Annotated in this window: 10 protein-coding genes; all 10 read left to right on the top strand. The window is 63.6% G+C overall.

The annotated features are described in order from the left end of the window. Positions 1-185: 185 nt before the first annotated feature. Complete coding sequence (locus HOY34_RS16005; RefSeq protein ID WP_172364619.1) at positions 186-1,148, top strand: ArdC family protein; 963 nt, start codon at positions 186-188, stop codon at positions 1,146-1,148. Continuing rightward, positions 1,145-1,540: a DUF2958 domain-containing protein gene (locus HOY34_RS16000; protein WP_172364617.1), complete on the top strand. Its 396-nt coding sequence runs from the start codon at positions 1,145-1,147 to the stop codon at positions 1,538-1,540. Before HOY34_RS16005 ends, HOY34_RS16000 begins: the two co-directional genes overlap by 4 nt. A gap of 124 nt (positions 1,541-1,664) precedes the next feature. Further along, positions 1,665-3,803 (top strand): Spo0J and enkurin domain-containing protein, encoded by a 2,139-nt coding sequence (locus HOY34_RS15995; protein ID WP_172364615.1) that lies wholly within the window; start codon positions 1,665-1,667, stop codon positions 3,801-3,803. A 97-nt stretch (positions 3,804-3,900) separates the two neighbouring features. Further along, complete coding sequence (locus tag HOY34_RS15990; RefSeq protein ID WP_122066909.1) at positions 3,901-4,206, top strand: hypothetical protein; 306 nt, start codon at positions 3,901-3,903, stop codon at positions 4,204-4,206. A 417-nt stretch (positions 4,207-4,623) separates the two neighbouring features. Beyond that, positions 4,624-4,788 carry a hypothetical protein gene (locus HOY34_RS15985; protein WP_010335706.1) on the top strand — a complete coding sequence of 55 codons (165 nt, stop codon included), beginning with the start codon at positions 4,624-4,626 and terminating at the stop codon, positions 4,786-4,788. Positions 4,789-4,984: 196 nt separating this feature from the next. Then, entirely contained in the window at positions 4,985-5,533 is a 549-nt protein-coding gene (locus HOY34_RS15980) for a hypothetical protein (RefSeq protein ID WP_172364613.1), read from the top strand. A 64-nt stretch (positions 5,534-5,597) separates the two neighbouring features. Then, the gene (locus HOY34_RS15975) at positions 5,598-6,014 is read left to right on the top strand and encodes a hypothetical protein (protein ID WP_172364611.1); all 417 of its coding nucleotides are present in this window, start codon (positions 5,598-5,600) and stop codon (positions 6,012-6,014) included. Further along, positions 6,007-6,651: a DUF8835 domain-containing pootine gene (locus HOY34_RS15970; RefSeq protein ID WP_172364610.1), complete on the top strand. Its 645-nt coding sequence runs from the start codon at positions 6,007-6,009 to the stop codon at positions 6,649-6,651. Before HOY34_RS15975 ends, HOY34_RS15970 begins: the two co-directional genes overlap by 8 nt. Positions 6,652-6,809: 158 nt before the next feature. Continuing rightward, complete coding sequence (locus HOY34_RS15965; RefSeq protein ID WP_172364608.1) at positions 6,810-11,132, top strand: strawberry notch family protein; 4,323 nt, start codon at positions 6,810-6,812, stop codon at positions 11,130-11,132. Further along, entirely contained in the window at positions 11,132-12,169 is a 1,038-nt protein-coding gene (locus tag HOY34_RS15960) for a DUF7146 domain-containing protein (protein ID WP_172364671.1), read from the top strand. The genes HOY34_RS15965 and HOY34_RS15960 overlap by 1 nt, the downstream gene beginning before the upstream one ends. The last annotated feature ends 30 nt before the right edge of the window (positions 12,170-12,199 follow it).

Raw genomic sequence — 12,199 nt, 5'->3', positions numbered from 1 at the left:
TGTCCAGTATACAGAGGCATTTGGGGGAAAGCCTTCCCCCTGGTTGGCACTGGCGTTGCCGACGCACCCCCATCAGCGGGGAGACCCCGCAACGCCCCCTTCAGAGTGAGAGTGTGGACGGGTTTTCCGTGACGGGTTGAGGGCTGGGAGAGAGGCTTCCGGCGCCCGTCGCGGAGATCATCCTGATGGCCAGACACGATCGCAGCCCCGCGGAAGGCGGCGCGCGCAGCAACCTTTACGACGACATCACCAACAAGATCATCGCCGAGCTGGAGCAAGGCAGGCTCCCCTGGGTCCAGCCCTGGGGCGCGTCGCCCGATACCGCCCCGCTGGGCCTGCCGAGAAATGCCTCAACCGGCCGGTCCTATTCCGGCATCAATATTCTCATTCTCTGGGGCGCTGTCATCCAGCATGGTTTCCCCGGTCAGGCGTGGCTGACTTTCCGACAGGCGCTTTCGCTGGGCGGCAATGTCAGGAAGGGCGAGCGCGGCACCACCGTCGTTTATGCCGACCGTTTTACCCCCGAGGACGAAAAGCGCCGTGCCCGCGAAACGGGGGAGGATGCGCATGCCATTCCGTTCCTGAAGCGGTTCACGGTCTTTAACGCCGCGCAATGCGATGGCCTGCCCGATGACATCACGGCAGTCGCCCCGCCACCGCCGTCAGGCCTGATCGAACCTCGGGTCGAGGCATTGATCCGGGCCACCGGCATCGACTTCCGCATCGGTGGTAATCGCGCCTTCTATATGCCGTCGCTCGACTATGTGCAGGTGCCGCCTCCGCAAGCCTATTTCGAGCCGATCAACTGGCACAGGACGGCCCTGCACGAGCTAGGGCACGCCAGCGGCCATCACAGCCGTCTCAACCGCGATCTGACCGGCTCGTTTGGCTCGAAAAAATACGCCTTCGAGGAAATGATCGCCGAGCAGACTGCGGCTTTCAGCTGTGCGGCGCTCGGGATCGTGCCGACCGTGCGCCATGCCGATTACATTGGGTCGTGGTTGGAGGTCATGCGCGAGGATTCCCGCGCCATTGTCCGCGCGGCCTCGCAGGCCAGCAAGGCGGCGGACTGGCTGCTGTCACATCTGCCGGCCGAGGACACCGTGGAGCCGGACGCCAGCGTGACCGACCGGAGAGCTGCGGCATGATCCTCCTGACCGGCACACAGCGCGACCGCCTGCTGGCGAATGGTCGTCAGCGCGATCAGGATCACATCCCGGTCGTGAAGTTCTTTAACCCCCTCGGCGAGGGCGTCTGGCTTGCCACCGAACTGGATGAGGATGGCGACATCATGTTCGGTCTGGCCGATCTCGGCTATCCCGAACTGGGGTCGTGGAGCCTTGGCGAGATGCAGTCAGTCCGGCTGCCCTTCGGCATGGGCATCGAGCGCGATCTGCTGTTCACCGGGGATTTCCCGATTTCGGTCTGGGCCGAGGCCGCCCGCGAGACCGGCAGCATACGCGCCGCCGAGCGTCTGCTTTACCGCGTCGGCGCGAGCTTTTCCCGTACATCCGCCGATACAGAAAACCGGAGTGCCTGATTTCCAGGTTTCAGGTTCTGCGGCTGGCGTCGCTCTCTTCAGAGGAAGAGGGCGGCGCTTCGCTTCGTGACGGGCTGATAGCCGGAGAGAGAGGCTCACCGGCGTCCGTCATGGAGTAACTGACATGGCCACTGCCGTTCAGAAGATCACCCTGTCGTCCTCGCGCGACATTCCCTTCAACAAGCTGGTGCTCAGCCAGTCCAACGTCCGGCGCGTTAAGGCCGGGATCTCGGTCGAGGAACTGGCCGAGTCCATCGCCCGGCGCGGCCTGATCCAGTCTCTGCATGTCCGCCCGATCGTGGATGCCGATGGCAAGGAAACCGGCATGTTCGAGGTGCCAGCGGGCGGTCGCCGCTTCCGCGCGCTGGAACTGCTGGTCAAGCAGAAGCGCCTCGCGAAGGTCGCGCCGGTCCCCTGCGTGGTGTCGGAGGCCAGCGCCGATGTGCTGATCGACGAGCTATCGCTCGCCGAGAACATCGAGCGTGCCCCGCTGCATCCGCTCGACCAGTTCCGCGCCTTCCAGGTCATGCGCGAAAAGGGCATGACCGAGGAAGCCATCGCCGCCGCCTTCTTCTTGGATGCCAAGGTGGTGAAGCAGCGCCTGCGTCTGGTTTCGGTCTCACCGGCATTGCTCGACGTCTATGCCGAGGACGGCATGACGTTGGAACAGCTCATGGCCTTCAGTGTCAGTTCTGACCATGCCCGTCAGGAGCAAGTCTGGGAAGCGATCAAGGATGGCTGGCAAAAGGAACCCTATTACATCCGCCGCCTGCTGACCGAAACCACGGTCCGCGCCGCCGACAAGCGGGCAGTGTTTGTCGGCATTGCCGCCTATGAGGAGGCTGGCGGCTGCGTGCTGCGCGATCTCTTCCAGCAGGACGATGGTGGCTGGCTGCAAGATCCGGTGCTGCTCGACCGGCTGGTGGGCGAAAAGCTGAAGGCCGAGGCCGAAGCCATCGCCGCCGAGGGCTGGAAGTGGATCGAGGTCGCCATCACCTTTCCCTATGGTCACGATCATGGCCTGCGCCAGATTGTCGGCACGACGGTCGATCTGAGCGAAGAAGAGCGCGCCACCCGCGAGGCATTGCGTGACGAATATGACCGGCTTGAAGCCGAATATGGTGAGGCCGACGAACTGCCTGACGAGATCGACGCCCGCCTGGGTGAGATCGAACAGGCGCTGGAAACCTTCGAGCGCCGTCCGATGACCTTCGACCCGGAACAGATCGGCATGGCGGGTGTCTTCATCAGCATCGACGCCGATGGCGCATTGCTGATCGAGCGCGGCTATGTTCGCGCCGAGGACGAAACGCCTGCGGAACCGGAAGCCGAGATTGTTAATCCGGAAACCGGCGAGGTGATCCAGCGGGCCGAACCGGAGGCAAGCCACATGCGTGCGGTTATCACGCTGGGCGGCCAGCCGGTCGAAACGGAGGAGGAAGACGAGGCCGACACCATCAAACCGCTGCCCGATCGTCTGGTCAGCGAACTGACCGCGCATCGCACGCTGGCGCTGCGGAATGCGGTCGCAGTGAACCCGTATGTCGCCATGACGGCACTGCTCCACCGGTTGGTCATGGATCGCTTCATGCCGCACTCCAGCAAGGGTTGCCTGGAAGCGCAGGTCCGAAAAGTGGATCTGCCCGCACAGGCCGAGGATCTGCGCGATAGTGCCTCGGCCAAGGCCATCGCAGACCGGCATGAACGCTGGGGCGATCATGTCCCGGCAGACGATGCCGCCCTCTGGGATTGGCTGACCAATCTGGACGATGGTTCGCGCATGGAGTTGCTCGCCCATTGCGTCAGCTACGGTATCAACGCGCTCTATGAAAAGCCCAACCCCTATAGCGGCACGGGCGTCAGTCAGCACGGGCTGGACATCCGCTTGTCACAAGCTGATCGGCTGGCCCGTTCGACCGGCCTCGACATGGTGGTCGTGGGCTGGCGGCCTACAGTTGGCAATTATCTAGGCCGCGTGACCAAGCCGCGTATCCTTGAAGCTGTGCGCGAAGGGGCCGGAGACCGGGCCGCAGATCTGATCGGACACCTCAAGAAGGGCGACATGGCCAAGGAAGCCGAACGCCTGCTGGCCGATTCCGGCTGGCTGCCTGAGCCGCTGCGCATGGTGGACGATAGTATCGAAGTCGATCCGACATCGGGCGCTGCGGCGGAAGTCGACGATCTGCCCGATTTCCTCTCCGGCGATGGCGAGGACGACCCCGCTGATGACGAGGAAGAACAGCATATGGTCGCTGCTGAATAGCACTCCTGCGGGGCGGCTTCGGTCGCCCCGTTTATCACCCGCCGTTTCCGCAACTCGCCCGGTCCTCGTGATCGGGCTTTTTCTTTGGAGACTCGCCATGTCTGCCAGCATCGACATTGACGAAATCTTGGCCCAGGATCGGGAGAACCATCCGAACGAACGCACGCTGCCCTGGGAGGAAACCCGCGACGGCATCACCGTCGTCGTGGAACCAAAGCCCCATTGGGCCGAAGAAATGCGGGTGTTCCGGCTCGATGCCCGTGAATATTGCCGCTACGCCGAATGGACTGCCCATGGCGGCCGCGCGCGCTTCTATGGTCATATCGACACATCGGGCGACGATCTGATGATGAAAGCACGCGCGATGATCGCCCGCGAAATTGCCGATGGGCTTTGGAGCTGAAGGTCCGATCGCAGGGTGTCGGGCCGTGAGGATGGGAGGTCTGCACCGGACGGGTCCATTCCGGCTTCACCATGCAATCCGCCGTCTTCTTCAGGGCAAGCGGCAGCCATCTCGGGCCTGAAGGGAACACGATCCTGATGCCAGCATGGTGACAAGGCTGGCGCGGCTGGGCATCTGCGACGGGTATCCGGCATCCTGTCAGATGCGAAGAACCACCCCCGCTTCCATTCGCAAACCTTGGTCCGATCCGTCTCTTTGACATTCAACCCCCAAGGGGTCGGCTTACGCGCGCGTGCCGCCCTCGGGGATTCGGAAAAAGTCCGAACGCCCTCGGGTGATTGCAGATCCGGTCAGACACTTCGGGCGCCTGTCGCGCGGGGGATGATCCCCCGCCTCCAAAGACAGGAGCCGGAACCCATGTCCTATGCAGATGCCACTGCCTTCGCCGCCAGCCTCGCCACCACGCTGATGGTTTCGATCGTTGTGTTCCAGGCCGGAGACGGCACCCACGCCGCTTGCCCCGCCGCCGAGTTCGACGGCGACGACGACATGGTGAAGCTGGAGCTGGACCCGTGGGAGTAAGGCGCGAAAGCGCCTCATCCCCGACGGCCCGAGCGCGACACTCGCGATCGGGCCTTCAGCCTTGCGATGCTTGCCCATCACAGGCAGCGGAACCGGGAACATGCCCGGTCAGAGAGGAAGAGTGCGGGCCGTTCGGCCGTGACGGGTTGAGGGTCGGAGAGAGAGGCTCGCCGGCGCCCGTCATGGAGTAATCCCGATGACCTTTGCCCGTTCCGAAACCTTCCGTTCCATCGGTCAGATTCTGGCTACTGATGTTCTGCCCGCGCTTTATCGGGCGCAAAAGCTGCCGCTGCGCATCTCGTGCCTCGGCATCGCCAGCTATGACGCCAGTGATGCGGCGAACAGCTTTGACCGCGTGATCCCGCTTGGCGAATGCCCGTCACCGGAAGAGGCCATTCAGGCGGCGACCTTGCGCCTGTCGAGCGGTGATGTTTACACGGGGCCGGACAGCTTCCCGTATTTTCAGCCGCGCATCATGCTCATTCAGGACCGCGATCAGCGCCTGGTCCTCGCCGGCGAAATCCGCGCCGACATTATCCTCTGGGAACAGCCCGTCGCATCCGATGCCGAAGCACGCAGGATCGTGACCGAGGCCAGCCGCCTGCGCGGTATGGCATTCCGGACATCAGATCCCGCAGAGGCGAGACGGCTGCGTTACCGCGCCGCTGCGCTGGAGGCACGGCTGGTCGATCCCTTCTGGCGCGATGCCGCGGCTGATCTGCTCCACCTGCCACAGGCCGCGTGACCGTTACCCATCCCCGTCATTTCGCCCGGTGCCATGCCGGGCTTTCTTGTTTCAGGAGGCTGATATGGCCGATTACCACACCCACTTTTCCTGCCTGCTCGACGTTGGGACACATGAGAATGCCGTCCGTGCCGTCGATCTCTATAAAGCCTTGCCGGACGGAAGCAGCGCCGAACATGAACCCGCCAACAGCTTCCTGCTCTCGATCCAGCCTGAGCATGACGGTACGCAGCTCTGGATACGCGACGATGACACCGGCGACCCCGAGCATGTCATCCGGTTCGTCATACACTGCGCGGCCACCCTCGGCCTGACTGGATTATGGGGACTGCAATGGGCAAACAGTTGCTCTCGACCCCGCCTGGATGGGTTCGGCGGCGGCGCGCATGTCCTCGATCTCGCAACCGGCGAGACGGTGGACTGGATCGACACCAATGGCTGGCTTTCCTCGGTTCTCGAAGGGAGAGATCCCTATGCCTGAGATCATCGAAACCCCCGTCTATCGCTTGGGCGAATTGTCCGATGCGGCGAAGGACAAGGCCCGCGCCTGGTATCGTGAGGGAGGCTTCGATTATGACTGGTACGATGCCGTCTATGAGGATTTCCAGCGTATCGCAGAAATCCTCGGGCTGAACCTCAAGACCCGCACCGTCCGGTTGATGGGCGGCGGCACACGGCAAGACCCCTGCATCTGGTTCCGCGGCTTCTCCTCGCAGGGGGACGGGGCTTGTTTTGAATGCTGGTATTCCTACCAGAAACATGGGCCGCGCCAGATTAGGGAATACGCCCCGCAGGACATCGAACTGCACCGCATCGCCGACGCCCTTCAGGCGATCCAGCGCCGCAACTTCTATCAGCTTCGCGCCGAGGCCAGCCATCGCGGCCATTATTATCACGAATACTGCATGGCGATCTCGGTCGAGCGAGACAGCCCGACCTGGCAGGACATGACCGCCGATGCCGAGGAGACGATCATCGAGGCGCTGCGCGATCTGGCTCGATGGCTCTACCGCCAGCTTGAACGCGAATATGACTATCTATCCTCGGACGAGGCGGTCGATGAAACCATCGCCGCCAATGAATACACCTTCACCGAAGCCGGTCGCCGCTTCGGATGATCCTGAGATGACACTGACAAGCGCCCCGCCGTCCGGTCGGGGCGCTTTTTTCATGCTGCGGTTTGAGAGTCAGAGGCTGGCCGGAAGGGGTTAAGTCCGGGTGGTCGAGAGAGAGCGCCGTCCGGATTTGTCCTTCCCGCTCTCCTGAGGTTCCCGACATGAACATGGTGTTTCCCGTGGCCGATGCGGTCACGCCGCTGGCGGCTGCGCCCGCGATTTTGGCTGCGGCCAGTCATTTGCTCCCCCATCTAGAACGCGGTGAGCGCGTCGATGCCGCCACCTTGCGCGGCGCGATGGAAACGGCCTTCGGCGCGTCCGACGCTACTGGCGTCTGGGACTGGAAGCTGGCCTATGAGGCCTGCGAAGTCGCCACAGTTCTCTTCCTTCGCAAATACGGAAAGGCGCTTTTCCGTAAAGCCGCTTCTCCGGCTGCACGGATTTCCGTGCTGGCAAAGATCGCGGGGCTGTTGCCCACGCAGACCCGGCGCTCCGAGGAAAGCCAGAACTTCCAGCAGTTTTCGACGCCGATCCCGCTCGGACTTGCAGCTCTGACGGCCGCCGCGATCATGCCTGATGACAGGGTTCTGGAACCCTCGGCTGGCACCGGCCTTCTGGCGATCCTGGCGCAGACCATAGGCGGTGCGCTGATCCTCAACGAACTCGCTGATACCCGAGCCGATTTACTGTCCTCGCTCTTTCCGGCCTTCGCCGTCACCCGGTTCGACGCCGCCCAGATCGACGATCATCTGGCCGCAGATGCCGTGCCGTCCGTGGTGCTGATGAACCCGCCATTCTCGGTCATGGCCAATGTCAGCGGACGTGTCGCAGATGCGGCCTACCGCCATGTTGCCTCGGCGCTGGCCCGTCTTGCTCCGGGCGGTCGGCTGGTGACGATCACCGGCGCTGGCTTTGGCCCCGAAGCTCCGGCTTGGCGGGAGGCTTTCATCCGCTTGCAGGCGCGTGGCCGTGTGGTGTTCACCGCCGCCGTCGATGGTGCGGTCTATGCAAAGCACGGCACCACGATCGACACGCGGCTGACCGTGATCGACAAACTGCCCGCCGACGATACTGGTATTTTTCCGGCCTCACCGGGCATCGCGCCTGATGTTGCCACGCTGATCGGATGGATCGAGGCGCATGTCCCGCAGCGTTCGCCAGTATCATTGCCGAAGATTGCGGTGCCCGGTTCAACCGCCGCGCCGAAGACCGTGCGAGGCTATCTGGCCCGCGCGACAGCTGCGCGGCCTGCCGCGGCTCCCGCCAACGATCCCGAGGGCGTCGAACTTGCCTATGAGACCGTGGACTGGACGCCACCGGAAGGCGCTCGCCTGTCCGACGCGATCTATGAGGAATATGCGCTGCAATCGCTGCACATTGCTGGCGCGCAGCCTCATCCGACCAAGCTGGTGCAGTCTGCCGCCATGGCCTCGGTCGCACCGCCGAAGCCGTCCTACCGGCCCATGCTGCCCGCTGACATCTGCGCGCGTCTGTCGAACGCCCAGCTTGAAACGGTGATCTATGCCGGGGAAGCCCATGCCGATCATCTCGCCGGCGCATGGACCGTGGATGAGCATTTCGACACTGTGAGCGCCGCGCCCGAGGATGCTGCCGGATCGATCCGCTTCCGCCGCGGCTTCATGCTCGGTGACGGAACCGGCGCTGGCAAGGGCCGCCAGTCCGCCGCCATCATTCTCGACAACTGGCTGCGCGGACGCCGCAAGGCGATCTGGATTTCCAAATCCGACAAGCTGATCGAGGACGCGCAGCGCGACTGGTCGGCGCTGGGCATGGAACGGTTGCTTGTCACGCCTCTGTCACGCTTTCCGCAGGGCGCAAAGATCACGCTGTCGGAAGGCATCCTTTTTACCACCTATGCCACGCTACGCTCCGACGACCGGGGCGAGAAGGTTTCCCGCGTCAAGCAGATCGTCGAATGGTTGGGGTCCGATTTCGATGGAGCCATTATATTCGACGAGAGCCATTCCATGCAGAATGCCGGTGGCGGAAAAGGCGAACGCGGCGATGTCGCCGCCTCGCAGCAGGGACGTGCGGGCCTGCGGCTCCAGCACGCGCTGCCCGATGCCCGCGTGGTTTATGTCTCGGCAACCGGGGCCACCACAGTACACAACCTTGCTTATGCACAGCGCCTCGGTCTCTGGGGCGGTGAGGATTTTCCGTTCCAGACCCGTGCCGAGTTCGTCGAGGCGATCGAAGCCGGTGGCGTGGCGGCCATGGAAGTGCTGGCCCGCGATCTGCGATCTCTCGGCCTCTATACCGCCCGCTCGCTTTCCTATGATGGCGTCGAATATGAACTGATCGAGCATCAGCTCACGGACGAACAGCGGCACATCTACGACTCATATGCTGCCGCCTTCGCCGTCATTCACGGGAATCTGGATGCGGCGATGGAAGCCGCCAACATCACCGGCAGCGAGGGAACGCTGAACCGGCAGGCCAAATCCGCCGCCCGTTCGGCCTTTGAAAGCACCAAGCAGCGCTTCTTCGGCCATCTGCTGACCTCCATGAAAACCCCGACCCTGATCCGGTCCATCGAGGCCGATCTGGAAGCGGGCCATGCCGCCGTCATCCAGATCGTTTCGACCGGCGAAGCCCTGATGGAACGGCGGCTGTCCGAGATCCCGACCGAGGAATGGAACGATATTTCCGTCGATGTCACGCCGAGGGAGTATGTCGGCTCGTATTTGCAGCATTCCTTCCCGGTGCAGCTCTATGAGCCGTTTACCGATGGCGAGGGCAACCTGTCGTCACGCCCCGTCTTCCGTGATGGTCAGCCGGTGGAATGCCGCGAAGCCGTGGCCCGGCGCGACGAGATGCTGGAGCAACTCGGTTCGCTTCCACCTGTCCCCGGTGCGCTCGACCAGATCGTGCAGCGCTTCGGCACGGATATGGTGGCCGAGGTCACAGGCCGTTCGCGCCGGATCGTGCGCAAGGGTGACGGGGCATCGGCACGTCTTGCGGTCGAGAACCGTGCGCCTTCTGCCAATCTTGCCGAGACCTCGGCCTTCATGGATGACCAGAAGCGCATCCTCGTGTTCTCGGATGCCGGTGGCACGGGGCGCAGCTATCACGCCGAACTCTCGGCGAAAAACCAGCGGCTGCGCGTACATTACCTGCTGGAGCCGGGCTGGAAGGCAGATGCCGCCATTCAGGGGCTGGGCCGCACCAACCGGACCAATCAGGCGCAGCCGCCGCTGTTCCGGCCCATCGCCACGGATGTCAAAGCCGAGAAGCGCTTCCTCTCGACCATCGCCCGCCGCCTCGACACGCTGGGCGCGATCACGCGCGGCCAGCGCCAGACCGGCGGCCAGGGGCTGTTCCGTCCCGAGGATAATCTGGAATCCGCCTATGCCCGCGACGCGTTGCGACAGCTCTATCTGCTGATCGTGCGCGGCAAGGTCGAGGGATGCTCGCTCGAACGGTTTGAATCCGCCACCGGCCTGAAGCTGATGGACAGCAATGGTGTGAAGGACGAGCTGCCGCCGATCACCACATTCCTCAACCGCCTGCTGGCGCTGACCATCGAGTTGCAGGGCATCCTGTTCTCGGCCTTCGAGCAGCTTCTGCAGGCGCGGATCGATGGGGCGATTGCATCCGGCACCTATGACATGGGGCTGGAGACGCTGAAGGCCGAAAGCTTCATCGTCACGGACCGGCAGGTGATCCACACCCATCCGGGCACAGGGGCAGAAACCCGGCTCCTGACGCTCACCGAGCGCAAGCGCAATCAGCCGGTCACGCTCGATGCAGCCCTCGCGGAACTGGATGATCCACGTGCCAAGCTGCTCATCAACGAGCGATCCGGTCGTGCGGCCGTGCAGATCTCGACCACCAGCGTCATGCTGGATGATGGTGAGATCGAACGGCGTGTGCGGCTGATCCGGCCCATGGAGGCGATGAACATTCCGGTGCGGGCGATGGGCGAGACCCACTGGATCGAGGCCGACCGTGCCGCCTTCACCGTGGCCTGGAAAGCCGAACTGGCAGAGGTGCCGGAGTTCACCGACAGCATCCTGCATATGGTGACAGGGCTACTTCTGCCGATCTGGAAACGCCTGCCGCAGGACTCCTCCCGCGTCTATCGTCTCCAGACCGACGAGGGCGAACGCATCATCGGTCGCCGGGTATCGCCGGCCTGGGCTGCCAATGCCTCGACCAGTGGCGTTACCAGCAGCCTGACACCGGATGCCGCATATGCCGCGCTGATCGAAGGCCGCACAATCCTTGATCTCGCCGAGGGGCTGCAACTGCGCCGCGTCCGGGTCATGGGCGCCAACCGGATCGAACTGACCGGCTTTACTGACGCGATGCGCGACCGGCTGCGAGCCTATGGCCTCTTCAGCGAGATCATCTCGTGGAAGCTGCGTTTCTTCGTGCCCGTCGATGCAACGGGACCGGCGATCATCGGCAAACTGCTTGACCGCTTCCCGGCCCTGCGCATCGGTGAGCGGGAGGCCGCATGATGGCGCGTCTCAACGCTTCGGAACTGGCACAGCGTCTCGGCCGACAGGCCGAGGCGGTGTGCCGCCACTATCTGTCGAATGGCCGCAAACAGGGCAATTACTGGCAGGTCGGCGATGTACGAAACACGGCGGGCCGTTCCATGTTCGTCCGGCTGCACGACAGCGTGAAAGGCATTGCCGGTAAATGGCAGGACTCGGCCACGGGTGAATATGGCGATCTGCTGGACGTGATCCGGGACTCGCTCGGTCTGATCGACTTCGCGGACGTTGCCGAAGAAGCCCAGCGGTTCCTCAGCCTGCCGCATCCTGAACCGCAGCCGCCATCCCGTCAGTCCCGAACGCCAGCACCATCGGGATCATCCGAGGCCGCACGCCGCCTCTGGCGCATGACAGAGCCGCTGATTGGCAGTATCGCAGAAGCGTATTTACGCGGACGCGGCATTACGGATTTACGCCAGACCGCAAATCTGCGCTTTCACCCCAACTGCTACTGGCGGCCCGAGGACGAGGGCCCGACCGAAACATGGCCCGCCATGATCGCCGCCGTCACCGACCTCGATGGCAGGATCACCGGCGCACACCGCACATGGCTGGCCCCTGACGGTTCCGGCAAGGCACCCGTCGATCCGCCGAGGAAGGCAATGGGCGACCTGCTCGGACATGCGGTTCGTTTCGGTGATGCGCAGGATGTCATGGCAGCGGGGGAAGGTATCGAAACCATCCTGTCGCTACGTCAGGCTCTGCCCACCATGCCGATGGTTTCCGCACTCTCGGCCGGACACCTCGCGGCCATGCTGTTCCCGCCGCAACTGCGCAGGCTCTATATCGTCCGCGACAACGATCCGGCAGGTGACAGCGCCCGCGATAGCCTGGTGGACCGGGCGCACAAGGCCGGGATCGAGGCCATCACGCTCTCGCCCATGTTGGGGGACTTCAACGAAGATCTCGCAACTTACGGGCTGGATGCCGTTCGGGCAGAGATCCGGGTGCAAATCGCTCCCGAGGACGTCAGCCGCTTCATGGCTTCAAGTGCATAGCCGGTACGGGGCCGTGATCGGGCCGTTCCG

Origin of the sequence: Pseudogemmobacter hezensis, from assembly GCF_013155295.1 — a bacterium.
Classification (GTDB): Bacteria; Pseudomonadota; Alphaproteobacteria; order Rhodobacterales; family Rhodobacteraceae; genus Pseudogemmobacter; species Pseudogemmobacter hezensis.
This window is presented reverse-complemented; position numbering and strand designations above follow the sequence as displayed.

What these genes read in the sequence shown, in the direction of transcription:
- HOY34_RS16005 (WP_172364619.1), top strand. Translation starts at nt 186, where the DNA reads ATGGCCAGACACGATCGCAGCCCCGCGGAAGGCGGCGCGCGCAGCAAC.
- HOY34_RS16000 (WP_172364617.1), top strand. Translation starts at nt 1,145, where the DNA reads ATGATCCTCCTGACCGGCACACAGCGCGACCGCCTGCTGGCGAATGGT.
- HOY34_RS15995 (WP_172364615.1), top strand. Translation starts at nt 1,665, where the DNA reads ATGGCCACTGCCGTTCAGAAGATCACCCTGTCGTCCTCGCGCGACATT.
- HOY34_RS15990 (WP_122066909.1), top strand. Translation starts at nt 3,901, where the DNA reads ATGTCTGCCAGCATCGACATTGACGAAATCTTGGCCCAGGATCGGGAG.
- HOY34_RS15985 (WP_010335706.1), top strand. Translation starts at nt 4,624, where the DNA reads ATGTCCTATGCAGATGCCACTGCCTTCGCCGCCAGCCTCGCCACCACG.
- HOY34_RS15980 (WP_172364613.1), top strand. Translation starts at nt 4,985, where the DNA reads ATGACCTTTGCCCGTTCCGAAACCTTCCGTTCCATCGGTCAGATTCTG.
- HOY34_RS15975 (WP_172364611.1), top strand. Translation starts at nt 5,598, where the DNA reads ATGGCCGATTACCACACCCACTTTTCCTGCCTGCTCGACGTTGGGACA.
- HOY34_RS15970 (WP_172364610.1), top strand. Translation starts at nt 6,007, where the DNA reads ATGCCTGAGATCATCGAAACCCCCGTCTATCGCTTGGGCGAATTGTCC.
- HOY34_RS15965 (WP_172364608.1), top strand. Translation starts at nt 6,810, where the DNA reads ATGAACATGGTGTTTCCCGTGGCCGATGCGGTCACGCCGCTGGCGGCT.
- HOY34_RS15960 (WP_172364671.1), top strand. Translation starts at nt 11,132, where the DNA reads ATGGCGCGTCTCAACGCTTCGGAACTGGCACAGCGTCTCGGCCGACAG.